This is a genomic window from Leptospira tipperaryensis (assembly GCF_001729245.1).
GTDB lineage: Bacteria > Spirochaetota > Leptospiria > Leptospirales > Leptospiraceae > Leptospira > Leptospira tipperaryensis.
In genome coordinates this window covers 1,861,318-1,878,622 of sequence record NZ_CP015217.1, presented here as the reverse complement: position 1 = coordinate 1,878,622, position 17,305 = coordinate 1,861,318, and the positions used below count along the sequence as shown (strand labels likewise).

The window sequence follows — 17,305 nt, the reverse complement described above, 5'->3', positions numbered from 1 at the left end:
AATTTTGTAAAGCGTGCCTTTCAGTAGACGAGATTCCTCATGAAAAGAACTTATAAAATTCAATTTAACCCTCTTTTTCAGACAAAGAAAACGAAAGTAAACTTTCATCCGCAGAAACTTTCAGAAACTTCTTATCAAATGCCGTCCTTAATTCAGATTCAAACCTTCCAAAGAGGAAGGAAGCCGATCTGAAAAATTCTCAAAATGATTTTCCCTAAATTGTTTCGGAGTCAGTCCCGTTTCGGAGAAAAAAGCTCGATGAAACGCGGATGTAGAATTGAATCCCACGGCCATCCCTACCGATAAAACGGCTCTATCCGGTTCTTCCAGAAGCATACGTTTCGCCTCTTCCACTCGATACGAATTGATGAAACGATTGAAACTCAAACCTAAGTATTCGTTGATAAACGCGGAAAGATGATGCACCGAAATTCCGATCTCATCGGCAAGACTCGGAAGTCTCAAGTCTTCGTCTAAATAAACCTTCTCCTCTTCAAAGAGAGTTTTTAATTTTTGATCGACAGCGGGAAGATTTAGATTGCTCAGAAGATTGTATTTGATTTGCGATTTCCGAGTTGGATAAGGAGTTCCTTCCGTTTTTAATTCTTCCGAAACTGGATCCAAGCGATTTCCAAAATCTTCCTTACTCAAAAAACTCTGTTTTTCCTGCGGAAGAATTTCATGAAGAATGATCGGAGAAAGAAGAATAAAATACTCATCGAATACGATCAGAGAATGAATTTCCGAAAATCCTTGTATCTGTCTGGCCAGCTCGAAAATTTTTACGACCAAAATTACGATTAGGAACGGAAGTAGATTGATTTTTTCCCCGCGGTTCTTTTGAAAGCGAAGAAGAATATCCACAAAGATCAGGATATAATAGATACAAATAAAAAAAGAAACCGATGAGATCAAACTCGGAAGAGAATTTTCAGGAAAAATTCTCCAAACCGCAAAGATGAAAGCCGATGTAAAAGCCGCCTGAATCCCGATCTTCAGGGGATCCATCAAAACCCACTTCGAATCAAAGACGGTTTCCTTGTCAGGACTACCCGGACCTACTTTCAGTTTTTTCTGAAAGTAATAAAAAACGAGAGCGGCCATGATGGAAGAATACACAAAGAAGAATTCTAAGACGGAACAAAATGGTCCGCTCTGGATCGAGCAATTGGTCGCGGAATAAGATCCAAGAATACATCCGAGGGAAAGAAAAAGAAGACCTCGGTAAGAACCCAGTCCATTACTTTCTTTTTTGAATCGAAGCGCTCCGATCAGAATGTAGAGCAGAGCTGATATGGTTAAAAAACGGTTATCCATAGTTTCCTTATCATTGTAAAATCTGTCTCATTATAGATCTACAGAAGAGATGATTCCCCCGAAATGATAAATTAGGGGGAAAATAATAAGAAGTTGATCTGAAGAATTTTTTTATTTCACGGGTTATAACGCGACATTCGCATAAAGTTTTATAGGAAAACTATGCGGACCCGGAAAGACACAGATTCGAATTTGTTTCGAAATAAAAAACGAAATTTGAGAAGGAAGGAAAAATCCCCGGCTCGTTTAAAAAACGATTCGGGGATTTTTAAAATGTCTTACTGAGGTTTGACTTGGTCTTTGAGAGATTTTCTGGAATTCTCTATGGCTTCTTTGTCCTTATCGATGCCCGACTTGATATTTTTTCTTTCTTCGTCTGCGGCATTTTTAATGGCTTCTTTTTCGGCCTTTCCGGATTCCTTTACTTCATCGATCATTCTTTTATTCTCTTCTTTTGTAGAATTGATCAATTCTTGGTTTCTCTGTTTTTGTTCTTCGAGACCTTGTAGGATTCGTTCTTTATTCTCTTTAAAGTCTTTTAGAATTTCCTCGATACGTTGTCTTTGTTCTTCGGTTACGGATTGAACGGTAGCCGCGTCTTCTTGTAGTTCTTTGAGTTCATCCTCGGACAACTTACCTTCGCTCTGATTCTTACCGTCTGAAGTTACTTTCTCTCCCGCGTCGGCGGTGTTTACTTGATCTGCGTTGTCATTGTCTACGACTTCCACGGATCCTTCCGATACAAGAGTTTCGGATTTGTTTCCTTCCACTTCGACTTGGAAATCGGTTCCACGAACGGCGGCGGTTACGGTAGGAGTGCTAACCTTGAAACCGGAAGACTTGTTGAGTTTGGTTCCAACCTTGGAAAAAATTTTTCCTTTATTCAAACTCAAATCGGCATAGATTTCGGAATTCTTAGTATCAACGAAAATCTTGTTTAGGGTAAGAATCGTGTTTTCCTTTACGCGGATGATCACTCCGTCCATCAACTGCACGTCAGCGTAAGAAGCCTTTCCGGTCTCGATTTTGTCTTCCGGAAGGATGAACTCGGAAACCCCTACTTTCTTTTCCTTTCCGCTTTTGTCGGAAAGTTTTACGGTTCCTTTGATAAAAGTAAAAACACCGCCCTGAAGGTCCTCTTTTTTGGATTTGCCACAGTCGATTGCGAATAAGACGATCAAAGCCAGGTATAAACCCTTTTGAATCATTCTGGTTCTCCCATTTATAAATTCTTTCCCGGCAAAGTAGCACGAAATTTATTTCTAGTCCAGAGTTTTCCCTTTTTTGAATTTCTTTGTGGATTGCGATTTATCAAGAATTCTTCCCCCAAGGTGTTTTCGACCGAAAAGAACCAAAGAAAAGGACTTGCCGTCTAAGTAGTGATTAGAAAATTGATCTTGGAACCTGTTTTTTAAGCGACCGGGAGACCAACTCAGGAGAATCGAAGCCTATGGCGACTAAAATTGCGTATGTAGATAAGGACAACTGCACTTCCTGTAATCAATGTGCGGATAATCTTCCGAAATACTTTCAGATGGATGATAATGACACTTCGGAAACCCATATCGGTGGAGAAACCATTAACAACGCTGCAATTCCTGAAGAAGATTGGAAGATCGTTCAGAAAGAAATGGACGAATGCCCCGGTGAATGTATTCAGTGGAAGAAGTAATTCAAAACTTCTTTTCGAAAGAAATGTAAAAGGCGGCCCTTTAGCCGCCTTTTTTGTTTAATTAAGAATCAGTATTCTTGTTCCGATCTCGTAGATCCTAAGAGTTCGTCCGGAATGTCTTCCACTCGATCTCCGATCTGAATCGCGAGCCTGCTTCCGACTCTTCCCGGAAGACATTTGAATTTCTTTCTTTCTCCGACTTTCACCGTCATCTCGGATCTCGTGGAAGTGTTCTCGAGTTTTACCACGTCTCCTACGGAAAGATTCATAAAGTCGTTGATGGAAACGTCTACGGAACCGACTTCCGCGATGAGAGGAATTGCGACTTGATCCAAACGTTCTTGGATTACGGCGCGGTTTTCGTCCAACTCCCCTTTTCGAATCGAAGAATACCAGTATTGCGCGGATAACTTATTGATAATCGGTTCGATCGTGATATAGGGAATACAAAGGTTCGTCATCCCTTCCACTTCCCCGATCTTCGTCTCGAGTGTAATCAAAACCACCATGTCATTCGGAGGAACCACCTGAGCAAACTGAGGATTGGTTTCGATGTTTCCCAGACGAGGTCTTAAGTCGATCACAGTAGACCAGGATTCTCTCATGTTTCCGAGAATTCTCACGATGATCCCTTCCATAACGCTCATCTCGATCTCCGAAAGTTCTCGGGAAATCTTGGCTTGTTCACCTTTACCGCCAAACAGACGATCGATGATCGTAAACGAAATCGAAGGGTCGATCTCTAAGATCGCGGAACCGCGCAGAGGATCCATGTTGATAACCGCAAGTGTTGTTGGGTTCGGAATCGAACGGATAAATTCTTCGTAGGTCAACTGATCCACCGAAGCCACGTGCACCGAAACGAGAGCTCGGAGCTGCGCGGAAAGACCAGTGGTCGCGAGACGAGCGAAGGTCTCGTGCATCATCTGCAAAGTACGGATCTGGTCTTTTGAGAACTTATCCGGACGTTTGAAGTCGTAGATCTTTACTTTCTTCTGTTCGGATACGGACGCATAGTCCGACTCGTTTACTTCACCCGAACTGATGGCGCTGAGTAGCGCGTCAATTTCATCCTGCGATAAAATCTCTGTCATTTCTTTACCTTCGCTACTAAGTTAGACACTTTCCAGAAGCCGCCCTGTTCATCGGGAACTCTTCTGAGAGTGTATGTGTATTCGTATTTGGAACGAAGACGATTCAACCTTCTTTCCACAAAGACGGTGACTTTTGCCAAACTCGGAGAAACATTCTCCACGCTCTGAATTCTATAAGAATCCAGAAGCCCCGCTCTGGACTCGGTCAGATACTTTTTAAAATTCTCGAGAAGAAAGTCTCTTTCCGATTCTTCCGATCGATTGTATTCTTCCGAATACTGATCATAAGCTTGGATGTATTCCGGAAAATAAATCCACTTGAAATGATGAGTCCAATTTTTTTTCTTCTCGGATCCGAGGAAAAGATGAATCACCTCTTCCGGTTCCAATCCGTCCACGGTTGGATCTTTTTCAGGAATTGCGGATAAAACCGGTTCCTTGTGTTTTTCTTCGTAAAAGAAATAGGGCTGATTGCGGGAACGGATAAAAAGAGCGGGCATTTCCGTGATATTCGGATGGAAGTATGCGGTTACGAAATATTTCTTTCCCGGATTTAGGTCAAAGCGAGAATTCAGATCGATTTCTTTTGAAAAGACCTCGTCCTTGTGAAGAATGATTTCTTTGATTTCCTTTCCTTCCAGAGATTCGATCGTGTTTCTTCGTTTTAGAACGGGATCGATTCTTCTTTCATCGTCTCTTTCGGGAATTTGATTTCCATCCTCGTCTCGAACCACGATTCGATAGGATTCCAAATCTCTTCCGGAAGGAAAAATTCTTACCACCTCGTTTCCTGTGTTGGTGATGGACATCTTTACGGGAATCCGATCGTTTTCACGGAAGTGAATCTTCTTCAAATCCAGGGAAATGATTCCCTGTTGTCTGAGATAATTTTCGGATACGGAGCCTCGAGCGTCCCGTTTTGGGAAGGCCCAGAGGATCCAAGGAGTAAGGAGGATAACGAGGAGAATCCGGATCATTCTGGTTTATTTTCGGCAGTTTCTCCCAAAAGCTTTGAAAAAATCCCTCTTTTTAGATTATCCCGGAGCTTTTGCGTCCTCGATGATCATTTCGGAGATTCGAATCAGACGTTTCAAAATGGATTCCACTTGGTCGTAGTCCTTGTAACAGGCGATCAGCTTTTCCATCGGAGGTTGTAAGAGAGAAATCGCCTTCACCGAAAGGACCAAGGAACCAAGGTTGTCTTCGTTTAACAAATTAAACGAATCGAGTTCGGTTAAGAATCGACTGATTTCTTTTATGAGAGCTTCGTCGGAAATATCGTTTTTTTCAAAGTAGGATTCAATTTTTAGAATATAATCGGTAAGAACCTGTTTGATCCTCGCTTCGTCGTCGGTCGGTCTTCTTTTTGCGGTTAGGGAATTGATAACCCCGTATTTAGACATCGCGGTCTCGTAATACGAGTTTACTTCCTGCCGTTTGAAATGAACAACTCGAAATAGTCTTAGGATTCCCACCAAATGATCCGGAAGATTTTTTCCGTCGTTGGTTTCCATAATCGCAACTCTGCATTCGGACTCTTGCACAGAAAAGGCGGAAAGTTTTTCAAGAATACGATTGGTGCTGGAGCCCGAGGTGTAAGCCCCCAACTCCTTTACAACCGCGAGAAAACTTCCCGCCTTGGTTTTGTCCGATTCGGTAGTCATTGTGCTGGAGTTGCCGCCGCTCTCTTGTCTACGATCAGAACTTTTTTGATCGTGGTTTTTGAATTCCCTGCGCTTACGATTTTATCCACTACGTCGCTTCCGGAAACCATCTGTCCAAAGACTGTATGAAGTCCGTCCAGGTGAGGAGTATCCACTTGGTTGATAAAAAATTGAGAACCGTTCGTATTCGGTCCCGCATTTGCCATCGCCAAAGAACCTTTGATTGCTCTGTGAGAGTTTAGAGTTTCGTTATATTTGTATCCGGTTCTAAAAAGAATTTCGAGGACTGATAATTTTTTGGCTTCTTCAAACGCCTTTTCGATCAGTTCTCTTTTGGACTCCGCTTCTTCTCTGCTTTTGATTTGAAGTTCGTTCGCGACCGCTCTTTGCAATTGATATTGATAGTAAGGAGCTTCTCCGGCTTTTAACTTATCCAAGCCAAGGGACTTTCCGTTGATCTCATCGTCGAACTCGTAACCCGGTCCGCCGGTTCCGTCTCCTCTTGGACATCCACCTTGAATCATAAAGTCTTTGATCACTCGGTGAAACGTAAGTCCGTCGTAAAAAGGTTTTTTTACCTTTTGTCCGAATCGAGTTGTGAATTCTTTTTCGCCTTGTGCAAGATCGATAAAATTCTGAACCGTTTTTGGAGCGTCCTTATCAAAAAGTTCAACGGCGATATTTCCCTGGTTGGTAAGAAAGACTGCGTAAATCGCCGGCTTGTCCGGCAAAGGAATGACTGCGTTATCCGGTCTTGGAACGACTACGGAAGACGGCGAATACTGGGCCGGTTGATATCTGGATTCCGCAAACGGATTTCGATTGCAGGCAAAAAAACAAAGTAGGACTAAGATCCAGGAAATTTTTCTCATAACAGCCATTTTTCAGCTTCCTTCAAAGATTCCAGCGCAATTTTTAATTGTTCTTCTTGTCTTTTCCGGGAAGTCCCTCCGTAAGAAATTTTTTTATCAGCCGAAAGTGAAAGCGAAACCGCGTCCTCGTATTCCTTTCCGGCAAAGTGTTCCGAAACGGAAATCCGATCCGATTCGGAAAGATCAAAAAGGGTTTTCTTTTGTTCCACACAAATCCCGACCAAGGTTCCTACGAGTTCGTGAGCAGTTCGAAAGGGAATTTTCTTTTCGTTCACGAGGTAATCCGCCAGATCGGTCGCGGTCGCGAAACCGTTTTTCAAAGAAGCTTCCGCGCGTTCCGGAACCCAGATCCAACCTTCGATCATCGCTTGGATTCCTTCCAAACTGATCTGAACCGTTTCGATAGAATCAAAAAGCGCGAGTTTGTCCTCTTGTAGATCTCGATTGTAAGTGGAAGGAAGTCCTTTCAACATTACTAAAATATGATTGAGATTTCCGATGACCCTTCCCGACTTCCCACGGATGAGTTCGGCGATATCCGGATTTTTCTTTTGAGGCATGATCGAAGAACCCGTTGTCAGAGAATCCGGTAGTTTTAGAATTCCAAATTCTTGAGAAGAATAAAGAATGATGTCTTCGCAAATCCGCGATGCGTGAATCATCAACTGACTCGCGGCAAATAAGAATTGTAGAATATGATCCCGGCTCGCAACACCGTCCATGGAATTGTGAGAAATTTTAGAAAGACCCAATTCTTTTTTTAAAAATTCCCGATCGGTCGGATAGTTGACTCCGGCCATCGCTCCCGATCCGAGAGCCAACTCGCTCGAAGACTGAAGAGCAAAACGGATGAACTCCTGATCTCTTTCCAAAGCCCAAAACCAAGAAAGCAAATACTGAGAAGCACGAATCGGTTGCGCGACTTGAAGGTGAGTATATCCGGGGATGATAACGTCCAGGCTCAGTTTTGCCTTTTCATATAAGGAATTTCTTAAGTTAAAAATCGATCTTAGAATTTCTTTTCCCTGGTTCAGAATAAAAAGTCTTACGTCTTGTGTGACCTGATCGTTTCTGGAACGAGCCGTGTGTAATTTTTTTCCGGTCTCTCCGATCAGTTCGGTGAGACGAGACTCGATATGCATATGAATGTCTTCGAGTTCCGATTTGAATTCGAGTTTTCCTTCTTCGAGTTCGGTCCGGATCAGCGAGAGAGAAGTTTCGATTTGTGATAATTCTTCTTTGGTAAGAATTCCGATTTTTTGAAGCATTCTCGCGTGCGCGATACTTCCCTGGATGTCTTCTTTATAGAGTTTATGATCGAAGGAGACGGATTCTCCGATTCTTTCCAAAATCGAAGACGCTTTTTCTTGGAACCTTCCGCCCCAGAGTTTTTTTTCTTTTTGAGTCATAAGAACTTCGTCAGATTAATTTTTACGGTTCTTTCTGAAAGTCTTCTTCCAAATCCTGGATCCAGTTTTTCAGGACTTCCAATTCTTCCTTGGAAATTTTTGCATTTGGATGAAGAAGAACGTAATCGCTCAAAGGCATTTCTCCTTCTTCCAGGGTTTCTAAAATTTCATCCCCTTTTTTAGCCTTGTCCTTTTTACTCAGGGTTTCCCATTCCGAAAAATTCAATTCCGCTTTTCCTTCTTCCACGTGATGATAGAGATATGCGTTGACCGGAAAAACTTTAGTATACCAGGGCCAGACGGTTAGATCGGAATGACAATCGTAACAAGACCTCTTCAATATCTTTTTGACTTCGTCCTTTCCTTGGATTTCATTTTGATTGGTTCCGCTCGGCGCCGTCAAAGGGAGGAATTGGAGCAAAACAAGTGCGGTTAACAAAACGAGAAGAATTTTCTTTTTCATGTGGCTTGCCTTGGATCATTTCGATCCCTTCCCTTTTTTTTAAAATAGAAAAAACGGATTGAACTCTGAAAAAAATTTACGAATCTGCTCCACTCGGGAGAATGCGTCTTTCATGCCTGATTTTCTTTCCAATCTACCCGTGACCATCTGGATCGGCGGTGGAATCTTTTTGATTCTCGCCGAATTCTTTATCCCTGGAACCTTCGTTGCCTTTTTGGGTACTGCTGGAATTCTCACGGGCATTATCGTTTATTTTTTTGACCTGAGTCTTGGTTGGCAATTGGGAATCTGGGCTTCTCTTTCCACCGGGCTCATCTACGTAGGAAGTCAGACCATCCGAAAACTCTTTCCGGCGCAAATCGAACACGCGGTTCCGACGGACGATCAGATCGGAAGATTGGTTCCCGTCGTAAAAGACGTCCTCGTGGAAAGAAAGGGAGGAAGGGTTTTATTCCAAGGTGTAGAATGGGACGCGATTTCAAAGAAGAGCCGCATCCCTCAAGGAAGCCAAGCGAGAATCTTGAGCAGAGACAATCTTACCTTTCTCGTGGAACCGTTAGAACTCCCCGAAGAATGAATTTGAAATCAAAAGACTAAAAGGAGAATTTATGTCCGCAGGATTTATAGTCACGTTACTCTTCATTGGGTTGATATATCTGATTCGAAAGACGTTTATCATCGTACCCCAACAGTATTGTTTCGTCGTGGAAAGAGTGGGAGTATTTAACGGAGCTCTGGAAGCAGGCTTTCACTTTTTATGGCCGATCATCGAAGTCGTACGATACAGACAAAATCTAAAAGAGATCGCGATCGACATTCCTCCCCAAATGTGTATCACAAAGGACAACGTCTCCATCTCCGTGGACGGAATTCTTTATCTCAAGGTTGTGGATCCTTATAAGGCTTCGTATGCGATCGAAAACTTTATGCTCGCGACTCAACAACTCGCACAAACTACTTTGCGTTCCGAAATCGGAAAACTCATCTTGGACCAGACGTTTGCTGAAAGAGACGATATCAATTCTCACGTTGTGCGCGCTTTGGACGAAGCAACCGATCCCTGGGGAATCAAAGTCACCCGTTACGAAATCAAAAACATTTCTCCTCCGAAAGAAATTCTTCATGAAATGGAAGAACAGGTAAAGGCCGAACGTGTAAAACGCGCGGAGATCACGATTTCGGAAGGAGAAAAACTTTCTCGGATCAACCGTTCGGTGGGAGAAAGAGAGGAAGCGATCAACGTCTCCGAAGGGGAAAAGATGAAAAAGATCAACGAAGCCGACGGAAAGGCCTTGGAGATCGAAGTCATCGCCGCTGCGAAAGCAAAAGGAATCCAGATGATCGCAGAATCCATTTCCAGAGAAGGCGGTTCCGAAGCCGTGAACCTCCAAATCACCGAAGATTATCTGACAGGACTTGGAACGATCTTGAGCGAATCAAAAACGACAATTCTTCCTTTAGAACTCGCAAACATCGCCGGAGTTTTCGAAGGACTTTCCAAAGTGACCGGCAAACTTCCCGAAATCAAAACGGGAAAGGAGGAGAAATAAGATGTTTTTTCAATCCGCACAAAATACCTTTGTTACCATTTTCTGGACCCTCTTCGGAATCTACTTTGCTTATAAACTCTACCGTTCGATCCGAATCGTTTCCGCTCAGGATTGTATCGTAGTCGAAAAATTCGGGAAATACAGCAGAACCTTACACGCCGGCCTTCATCTTCTTTGGCCTTTTATCGAAAGAGACGCCTACTATCACACTCTGAAAGAACAAGCGACGGACGTTCCTCCTCAGACTTGTATCACAAAAGACAACGTAAAAGTAGAGATGGATGGAATTCTCTATCTCAAAGTCTTGGATCCTCATAAGGCGAGTTATGGAATCAACGACTATCAGTTTGCTTCTTCTCAGTTGGCGCAGACTACGATGCGTGCGATTATCGGGACGATGGATCTGGACGTTACCTTTGAAACGAGGGACGCGATCAACAGTAAGATTCTCGAAGTGTTGGACTTGGCCACCGAATCCTGGGGAATCAAAGTCAACCGTTATGAAATCGTAAACATCACTCCTCCCAAGTCGATTCTCGAAGCGATGGAGAAGGAGAAAAAAGCTCAGATTACAAAAAAAGCTCAGATCTCCCTTTCCGAAGGTGATAGAGACGCGAGAATCAATCGATCTCTCGGTTTCAAAGAGGAAGCGATCAACAAGTCCGAAGGGGAAAAACAAAAACGGATCAACGAGGCCGAAGGGGTCGCAAAAGAAGTGGAAGCCATCGCCATCGCCACCGCTAAAGGAATCGAACTCCTCGCACAATCCATCAACTCAAAAGGTGGAAAGGACGCGGTCAAACTCAGAATCGGTCAAAAGTTTATCAAAGAATTTGAAAAGATCTCGGGTAAAAAAACGGAAATCGTTCTTCCGATGAATCTTACAAACTTCCGTTCAATCTTGAAATCGGTCTTGGGAACGGTGGATTCAACCAAGGGATAAGAATTCCTTATCCTTTCCGCGAAAAAAGTAGGCCTGCCCAAAATCCTACTCGATTCCGGACTTAAAGTCTCCTACAAGTCTTTTTCCAAAAGACTTGTTTTGTAGAAACAATCGAAAGTCCACGATTCGTTGGAAAATCATCGTTTTCGAACGGATCACAGACTAAAAATAAAAAACCCGGCGCGGATAAAGCCGGGTTTTTTATTTCAACAGAAATTCTGAATATACAATTTTTATAAAATTATAATCTTCTGCTTTGATCCACGATCTCGGTGATCTGAATCCCGTAAAAATCGTCCATGGCTACCAGCTTCCCTCGACCCACCAAACGACCATTCGCGAGAATGTCCAAGTCTTCTCCGACGTTCTTATCAAGTTCCACTACGGTGCCTTCGTTGAGTCCGTTCACGTCTTTGATATACATGTTAGTTCTTCCCAGCTCCACGGTGAGCGCGAGATTTACGTCCATGAGTAAGTTTAAGTTTGTGGATTGTGTCGGGGACGATTGACGACTGGAAGGTCTCGGCGCCGATGTAGGAGTCGCAGAAGGTCCAAGCGCCGCGGAAATATCCGCAAACGAAGGAGAATCCGATCCGCCCCCACCACCGAAGGCATCTCCACCGCCGCTTCCTCCGCCACCCAAGAGAGAATCCAATTCTCCACTTAGATTAAAATCGGACCCGCTGCCACCGCCGCCTCCGGCCGGTGCATCTCCACCTCCGCCCGTTAAAAGCGCGTCTATGTCTTCCTGTGAGAGTGACCCTTCTCCCATTTTTCCTTCTCCTAACCGAATCCGATAGTAAAGAAATCGACAGAATCCAAGATTCCTACAAGAGTATTTTCAGATTCTTAAGAGGTATTATTCGATTGAGTTCCCCTTCTAAACCCGAGCCTTCTTCCGGAGATCTGACGCTTTCCGAAGTCGATTTTACAAAAACCAAAAGTTTTCTTCACGGGGAACTGACCGCGCTCGGATTTTCAAACGCCGATCTTCCCATCGTATCTTCCGAAAAAAAAGATCTCAAGATAGAATTCCAAGTCCCTTCGATTTCCAAGTCGGCCCTTTTGGATTGTCTTCAGATTCTAAAAAACCATATCGAAAATCTCAGAATTCATACCTTTGAACCCGGCTATTACTGCATTCAGGCCCTCAATGAGAATCTTTTTGAAACCAAAAATCTACTCGATACGATCCGATTTCGATTCTACTCCGGAAGAACGAAAAATCGAGTCGAAATCACAAAAAAGGGAGATTTCACAAGAGAGGAACTCTTCGCGAGCCTTTCGCTTTTTAAATTCTTAAAATCGGGAAATAACACCGAAACTGCCAAACCGGAAGAATTGCTGGCCGCCTTGGGAGTGGAAGTTTTTGATCCGATCGAAGCTGAGAAAAAAGGAAATGCCCTTACTTTCGAACATATCGCCGGATACGAAGGAGTCAAACAACAGATCTTAGAATCCATCATCCTTCCCCTCAAAAATCCGAATCTTCTTTCCGAGGTTTCCAAACTGACCCGCAAGTTTCCGACCGATATCCGTCCCCGCGCCGTGCTCTTCGAAGGAGATCCTGGAGTCGGAAAGACGACGATGGCGAGAGTAGTTTCCTGTATGACGGGGCTTCCCTTGATTTACGTCCCTGTAGAATCCATTATGAGCAAATACTACGGAGAAAGCGCTCAAAACATGGCTTACGTATTCGACGCGGCCGCCCTATTTCCGGCTTGTTTGATCTTTTTGGATGAAATCGATTCCCTGGCCGGAAGCAGAGAAGAAGGAATGTTCGAAGCGACCCGTAAGATCCTTTCCGTTCTTTTGCGAAAGATCGACGGATTCAGTAGCCAAAGAAATTCCATTACCATCGGAGCGACGAACCGAAAACAGGACCTGGATCACGCCCTTATCTCCCGTTTTGATAGAACCATCTACTTTCCGTTACCCGACACGGGCGAAAGGGCAAAGGTTCTGGAGACATATGCGATGCACCTGACCGAAAAAGAAAGAATTCAAATATCGGAAGGTTTGAAAGGACATTCCGGAAGAACGATCCGAGACTTCTGCGACCTTGTGGAAAGAAAATGGGCTTCCTACCTCATTGAAAAAGGATTGAATCCGGTCCCACCACCGTATGAACTGTATCTGGAAACTAGCTCCGTATCTTCGAAATAATCGCTGATTTTTCAATAAAAAGTGGTGCATTCATTCAATCCGGAGTCTATTATTCCGATAATACACATAGGGTTCTATAATTAGGGCAAACCTAATTGCAGAATTCAAATATCCGCTTCACTAAGGACAAGGGGAAATGAAACTTCAAAAGTTATTTTTAGTGGTTCTCGTAGCAATTTCAACTGCGGTATTTTCTCAGCAAAATTCCAACGCAGATCAGAAATCACAGTCGGATGCACAATTAGGCGCATCCATTCTCGATACAGAAAGGAAACTGGATGAGAAAGTATTCGAACTGAACCAAAGACTCACACGTCATACGGTTCTCATGAAAATGAAAGTTCGAGTTCTTCCTTTTAGAACGGTTCTTTTTAAAGGGAAAGCAAACAACGATGAGTGCACTCCTGCTCTCAACCAAGAAGATCCTGCAAACAACTGTATTCGTGTGGAAGTATACGATTTCATCCGCGACGAAGAAAGAGGTTTGAACAAGACCGTTCAAGGATCCCTTGCGAAATACATGGAGATCTACTTCGAAGGCCAAAACAGCAACGACCCCGAACCAAGAACGGAAGCTCCAAGAAATATCAATAGGCTGAAATCAAAAATTTATAGAAACAATATGGTTTTGGAAGATAAGATTATTTCTGAAGTTATCGATAGAGGACCGAACACACAACCGGCTCACAACGATAAGGTGGAAGTTTTCTTCCAAAAAGACGGATATCCTGAATACGGTCGTCCTGAAACTCCTGCAGAGAAAGGTGTTGGAAAATACATTCTCGCCGGCGTTGAAAACACCAAGACAAACCCGATCCGTAACTCTTTCAAAAAAGAATTTTATATCAAACACTTGGATCAGTTTGATAGACTCTTTACAAAAATTTTCGATTATAACGATCAGTTAGGAAACGAAAATTACAAAGAGAACGTAGACGCTCTGAAGGAATCTCTTCGCTACTAAAAAGTGCGTTACATTCTCCCCTGTCCCCGATGCCAGACGGAACTCAGGATTCCCATTGATTTGGGAAAACTGACCGTCCGGTGTCCGCGGTGCTATGAATCATTTTTATTCGATCCGGATTCTACTCGTCAATACGCTTCCGGATATTTAGAAACGGATTCGAAACCGAACAGCCCCTATCGAAAGACTTCAATCGAAACGTTCTGGGAAAATCTCAAAAATTCCCTCTCGGGATTCAAAACAAAATTTCAAGACTTTGGAAGTTTGGGGCAAACTCCGGGAAAACGATTTGCAAGGAATCTACTTTTGATTCTTCTTGCAATCGGAATCGTTCGAACTTGTTTTTTTTCTCCTTTTAACGACATTCCAAACTCCAATCCTTTTCCAAATTCTTCTCAGGAACCGAAAGAAACCGTTCCAACGGAACCTTCAGTTCCCAATCCTCCTGCGGAATCGGAACCAAACCCTAAGTTTCAGATCTAATTTCTGTTTTGCAAAATTGAATCTACTCATTTGCAAAGAAGAATGGAGAATCGGAAACTCAAACCGTTTTCGGATCATCGATCCGATCAAGATCAAACATATATTAGAAATTCTTCATAAAGGAGTCGGAGACCGTCTCAAGGCGGGAATCGTAGACCAAAGTCTCGGACAATGGTTGATCGAAGAGTTAGGCCCGAAGGAAATCGTAGGGACTTTCAAACCGATCCTCAGACCAAAACCGCGTTTTCCGGAAGTTCATATCTTACTCGCGATCAACCGCCCTCCTACCGTCCGAAAAATTCTCGAACTCGCGGGAACCTGGGGCGTCGGTGGAATCCGATTCTTTCTTACAAAAAATTCTCGAAAAGACTATCTCACCTCCCCCGTCTGGAAACCGGATGAAATCGAAAAGGAACTATTGGAAGGAATGGAACAGGGTAAAAATATATTTCTTCCGAAAGTGGAATTGGATTTTCAGAACGACCCGAAAACGATTCTTTTGGAAACGTTAAAGAATCAAAACTTCAACTTCCGGTTTTTACTGGATAGAAAAGGTAAATCGATCACTCAAATTTCCGAAGAATGGAAAAACAAGAATTTAGAATATTCAGAAAATAGAATTCTAGTTGCGATAGGACCGGAAAGCGGTTTTGTAAAAAAAGAAATCGATTTTTGGAAGGAAAACCGATTTGAAAGCGTCAACGTTTCTGGCCGAGTTTTAAGAACGGAAACCGCGGTCGCTTTTTTACTTTCCAGATTGGAAGAAGAATCTCTTTTTAAAAAGTAAGATTACTCGAAAATAAAACCTTCTGCTCGTCCTGAGCGACATATTGATTCGAAGAAGTGTCATAGACCCATTTTCTTACGTTCTGAAGACGAACTGCGGCAAATCCGAGATTGATCGCGAGTTCGAGCGCCCCTTGAGATCGGTCGTCCAGTTTGAAGGCTTCTTTGTTTTCATCAAAACCTTTCTTCATATAATATCCGTTCAAAAGAACCAAACTTCCGAGAGGAAGATAAACACCTACGAAGACCCTTGAGTTATTGGGTCCGGAATAGTTTTCGTAGTTTCCTTCCACCGCGATTTTATAAAAATTAAAAAGAACCGTAGTGAAGTATCCTTTGACCTTGGGTCCGTCCGGATCCTTGAGTTTTGCCGCCTCGAGTTTTGTCTGAGGAATGTTGCTCTGCAGATTACTCTGATATCTTTCCAATTCGTAAAAACTATCAAAGTACATCGGAATATAGTTCGCGGTCATGTTCCGATATTCCGGTTTGACCTGCATATAAATATCTTTTCCGCCAAAACGAAAGATCGCTCCGTAGTGTGTTCCCTGAGCTCCGTCGATTTGTTTGATCTTGTTTACGTCGTAGTACGGAGTGAGTTCCACGTATTTAGAACTTAGAAGTTTGTATTCGAAGTCGTAGCCGCTGATCGTAAGTTTTTCAACGGACTTCACGAGAGGATTGTCGTTGTCGTCGACCCTAAGTTTTCCCGTCGTATCAAACTTCAACTCGGTGGGAGCCTTGTTGTCAAACGCGGTCGTATAACCGATCGCGAATCGATTGGCAAAATGATCCTGATTAAAAAGTTCTTTTAGATTCTGATTTTTTTCCGGCTTCTTATCCGCGGGAATCATCTCTTCTTTTTTTTCTTTCGTCTTCTGGTCTTCGATGAGAGCTCGGTAGGATTCTTTTTCTTCAGCTCCTACTTCTTCGTAGACCTTTTTTCTTCCGGCCTCGTCCGCGACGTTTCCTTGTCCGACCGTGAGCATCGCGAAGGTTTTCGATCTCCCTGTGATGATATCAAATAGTTTGAATCCTACGGCAAAGGGACGGATATAAACCCGAGCGGAACTGACTTCCCGAGAATAGATCGAGTTTGAAAAAACCTGAACCCCCCCGAAGTCGCTGTTCATATCCGCTTGGAGACCGACGTTGTAAACGTCCAGCCTTTGGTTGTTGATATATCGGTTTACGATCGTTCCGTGGCCGATATAACCGTCGAACATCTTCCCCAAATAGGCAGAATACGTAATTTCTCCGGGAGTATATTTTCCAAACTGTCCAAACCAGATATTATTGATCAAACGGAGATAATCGCTCTTTTCGTTGTAATCAAAGGCTCTGAGTTTTCCAATCTTAGAATTTTCCTGTTTGGGTTCTACATCGTAGAGAAGAAAGTTCAAAGGAACCGTGAGCGAGGCCCCAAAATCGCCGCCAAAATTAAAATTCGCGGTCGGAGCTACATAAAGATAATAGTCCTTATCATACTTATTGATCCCCATGTCGTAGGTAAAAGGATCCGTAGGATGCATATATTGCCTTCCGGGAGGCGTCCAGAGCTGGGTTCCCTGTGCAAAAAGCCCGGAGGCAGCGACAAAGAATAAGAAAAGGGATAAAAGGAAGTATTTCGAGCGTTTGATCATAGTTTGGATCAGTTATCCATTGAAGATTCGAAAGCGAATCTTCGTTAAATTCTCTCCGTCAAGGGTCTCAGGACCATTATCGGTTCGGACGATACCGGTTTCTGAATCTATAACTACCGAAATTACAGAAATTACGCTGTGATTTGGCATCAGACGGAGTATAGAATCAGAAACCTTAGAAAATGCAATGGAAATTTTTTGACAAACCCGTCTGCGTAAACAGATTTTTAGTTTAATATAACAGATTTTTGTTTGACATCTTCTATACGAATTCCATGA

Annotated in this window: 18 protein-coding genes; 8 read left to right on the top strand and 10 right to left on the bottom strand. The window is 43.1% G+C overall.

Features of this window, described 5'->3' with window-relative positions; all coding sequences use genetic code 11:
- Positions 1–147 precede the first annotated feature (147 nt).
- Positions 148–1,317 (bottom strand): AraC family transcriptional regulator, encoded by a 1,170-nt coding sequence (locus tag A0128_RS08905; protein ID WP_069607181.1) that lies wholly within the window; start codon positions 1,315–1,317, stop codon positions 148–150.
- A gap of 278 nt (positions 1,318–1,595) precedes the next feature.
- A complete protein-coding gene (gene lsa33 / locus A0128_RS08900; RefSeq protein ID WP_069607180.1) occupies positions 1,596–2,525 on the bottom strand; it encodes a surface adhesin Lsa33 in 930 nt (309 codons plus the stop codon).
- A 242-nt stretch (positions 2,526–2,767) separates the two neighbouring features.
- Here lsa33 and A0128_RS08895 point away from each other — a divergent pair, with 242 nt between their 5' ends.
- Positions 2,768–2,989, top strand: coding sequence for a ferredoxin (locus tag A0128_RS08895; protein ID WP_069607179.1), 222 nt, complete (start codon positions 2,768–2,770; stop codon positions 2,987–2,989).
- 68 nt (positions 2,990–3,057) lie between these two features.
- On the opposite strand, the gene fliM is transcribed toward A0128_RS08895, so the two are convergent.
- Genes fliM through A0128_RS08865 form a run of 6 tightly spaced genes read right to left on the bottom strand, consistent with a single transcriptional unit; the run spans position 3,058 to position 8,491 of the window.
- On the bottom strand, positions 3,058–4,083 hold the full coding sequence (gene fliM, locus A0128_RS08890) for a flagellar motor switch protein FliM (protein WP_069607178.1): 1,026 nt from the start codon (positions 4,081–4,083) through the stop codon (positions 3,058–3,060).
- Positions 4,080–5,060, bottom strand: a complete 981-nt coding sequence (locus A0128_RS08885) for a hypothetical protein (RefSeq protein ID WP_069607177.1) — start codon at positions 5,058–5,060, stop codon at positions 4,080–4,082. The genes fliM and A0128_RS08885 overlap by 4 nt, the downstream gene beginning before the upstream one ends.
- A 57-nt stretch (positions 5,061–5,117) precedes the next feature.
- Entirely contained in the window at positions 5,118–5,747 is a 630-nt protein-coding gene (locus A0128_RS08880) for a hypothetical protein (RefSeq protein WP_069607176.1), read from the bottom strand.
- Complete coding sequence (locus A0128_RS08875) at positions 5,744–6,619, bottom strand: peptidylprolyl isomerase (RefSeq protein WP_069607175.1); 876 nt, start codon at positions 6,617–6,619, stop codon at positions 5,744–5,746. Before A0128_RS08875 ends, A0128_RS08880 begins: the two co-directional genes overlap by 4 nt.
- The gene (gene argH / locus A0128_RS08870) at positions 6,616–8,028 is read right to left on the bottom strand and encodes an argininosuccinate lyase (RefSeq protein WP_069607174.1); all 1,413 of its coding nucleotides are present in this window, start codon (positions 8,026–8,028) and stop codon (positions 6,616–6,618) included. The genes A0128_RS08875 and argH overlap by 4 nt, the downstream gene beginning before the upstream one ends.
- Positions 8,029–8,050: 22 nt before the next feature.
- On the bottom strand, positions 8,051–8,491 hold the full coding sequence (locus tag A0128_RS08865; protein WP_069607173.1) for a heme-binding domain-containing protein: 441 nt from the start codon (positions 8,489–8,491) through the stop codon (positions 8,051–8,053).
- A 112-nt stretch (positions 8,492–8,603) separates the two neighbouring features.
- Here A0128_RS08865 and A0128_RS08860 point away from each other — a divergent pair, with 112 nt between their 5' ends.
- The 3 genes from A0128_RS08860 to A0128_RS08850 are packed head-to-tail and all read left to right on the top strand — an operon-like array spanning position 8,604 to position 10,984.
- A complete protein-coding gene (locus tag A0128_RS08860; protein WP_069607172.1) occupies positions 8,604–9,068 on the top strand; it encodes an NfeD family protein in 465 nt (154 codons plus the stop codon).
- 31 nt (positions 9,069–9,099) lie between these two features.
- On the top strand, positions 9,100–10,041 hold the full coding sequence (locus A0128_RS08855; protein WP_069607171.1) for an SPFH domain-containing protein: 942 nt from the start codon (positions 9,100–9,102) through the stop codon (positions 10,039–10,041).
- 1 nt (position 10,042) lies between these two features.
- On the top strand, positions 10,043–10,984 hold the full coding sequence (locus A0128_RS08850) for an SPFH domain-containing protein (RefSeq protein ID WP_069607170.1): 942 nt from the start codon (positions 10,043–10,045) through the stop codon (positions 10,982–10,984).
- Positions 10,985–11,225: 241 nt separating this feature from the next.
- Here the strand turns inward: A0128_RS08850 and fliN are convergent, their stop codons facing one another.
- Positions 11,226–11,756 (bottom strand): flagellar motor switch protein FliN, encoded by a 531-nt coding sequence (fliN, locus tag A0128_RS08845; RefSeq protein ID WP_069607169.1) that lies wholly within the window; start codon positions 11,754–11,756, stop codon positions 11,226–11,228.
- 95 nt (positions 11,757–11,851) lie between these two features.
- On the opposite strand from fliN, the gene A0128_RS08840 reads away from it, so the two are divergent.
- The 4 genes from A0128_RS08840 to A0128_RS08825 all read left to right on the top strand — a co-directional run bounded on the left by A0128_RS08840 (position 11,852) and on the right by A0128_RS08825 (position 15,384).
- A complete protein-coding gene (locus tag A0128_RS08840) occupies positions 11,852–13,150 on the top strand; it encodes an AAA family ATPase (RefSeq protein ID WP_069609216.1) in 1,299 nt (432 codons plus the stop codon).
- 136 nt (positions 13,151–13,286) lie between these two features.
- Positions 13,287–14,114, top strand: coding sequence for a flagellar-coiling protein FcpB (gene fcpB / locus A0128_RS08835; protein ID WP_069607168.1), 828 nt, complete (start codon positions 13,287–13,289; stop codon positions 14,112–14,114).
- A 60-nt stretch (positions 14,115–14,174) separates the two neighbouring features.
- On the top strand, positions 14,175–14,597 hold the full coding sequence (locus tag A0128_RS08830; RefSeq protein WP_069607167.1) for a hypothetical protein: 423 nt from the start codon (positions 14,175–14,177) through the stop codon (positions 14,595–14,597).
- Positions 14,598–14,613: 16 nt separating this feature from the next.
- Positions 14,614–15,384 carry a 16S rRNA (uracil(1498)-N(3))-methyltransferase gene (locus tag A0128_RS08825; protein WP_069607166.1) on the top strand — a complete coding sequence of 257 codons (771 nt, stop codon included), beginning with the start codon at positions 14,614–14,616 and terminating at the stop codon, positions 15,382–15,384.
- Here the strand turns inward: A0128_RS08825 and impL63 are convergent.
- Positions 15,374–17,026, bottom strand: a complete 1,653-nt coding sequence (impL63, locus tag A0128_RS08820; protein WP_069607165.1) for a cytoplasmic membrane protein ImpL63 — start codon at positions 17,024–17,026, stop codon at positions 15,374–15,376. The two genes, A0128_RS08825 and impL63, sit on opposite strands and share 11 nt — an antisense overlap.
- Positions 17,027–17,305 lie beyond the last annotated feature (279 nt).

Coding starts and splice junctions, on each gene's coding strand:
- A0128_RS08905 (WP_069607181.1), bottom strand. CDS start 1,317: ATGGATAACCGTTTTTTAACCATATCAGCTCTGCTCTACATTCTGATC.
- lsa33 (WP_069607180.1), bottom strand. CDS start 2,525: ATGATTCAAAAGGGTTTATACCTGGCTTTGATCGTCTTATTCGCAATC.
- A0128_RS08895 (WP_069607179.1), top strand. CDS start 2,768: ATGGCGACTAAAATTGCGTATGTAGATAAGGACAACTGCACTTCCTGT.
- fliM (WP_069607178.1), bottom strand. CDS start 4,083: ATGACAGAGATTTTATCGCAGGATGAAATTGACGCGCTACTCAGCGCC.
- A0128_RS08885 (WP_069607177.1), bottom strand. CDS start 5,060: ATGATCCGGATTCTCCTCGTTATCCTCCTTACTCCTTGGATCCTCTGG.
- A0128_RS08880 (WP_069607176.1), bottom strand. CDS start 5,747: ATGACTACCGAATCGGACAAAACCAAGGCGGGAAGTTTTCTCGCGGTT.
- A0128_RS08875 (WP_069607175.1), bottom strand. CDS start 6,619: ATGAGAAAAATTTCCTGGATCTTAGTCCTACTTTGTTTTTTTGCCTGC.
- argH (WP_069607174.1), bottom strand. CDS start 8,028: ATGACTCAAAAAGAAAAAAAACTCTGGGGCGGAAGGTTCCAAGAAAAA.
- A0128_RS08865 (WP_069607173.1), bottom strand. CDS start 8,491: ATGAAAAAGAAAATTCTTCTCGTTTTGTTAACCGCACTTGTTTTGCTC.
- A0128_RS08860 (WP_069607172.1), top strand. CDS start 8,604: ATGCCTGATTTTCTTTCCAATCTACCCGTGACCATCTGGATCGGCGGT.
- A0128_RS08855 (WP_069607171.1), top strand. CDS start 9,100: ATGTCCGCAGGATTTATAGTCACGTTACTCTTCATTGGGTTGATATAT.
- A0128_RS08850 (WP_069607170.1), top strand. CDS start 10,043: ATGTTTTTTCAATCCGCACAAAATACCTTTGTTACCATTTTCTGGACC.
- fliN (WP_069607169.1), bottom strand. CDS start 11,756: ATGGGAGAAGGGTCACTCTCACAGGAAGACATAGACGCGCTTTTAACG.
- fcpB (WP_069607168.1), top strand. CDS start 13,287: ATGAAACTTCAAAAGTTATTTTTAGTGGTTCTCGTAGCAATTTCAACT.
- impL63 (WP_069607165.1), bottom strand. CDS start 17,026: ATGATCAAACGCTCGAAATACTTCCTTTTATCCCTTTTCTTATTCTTT.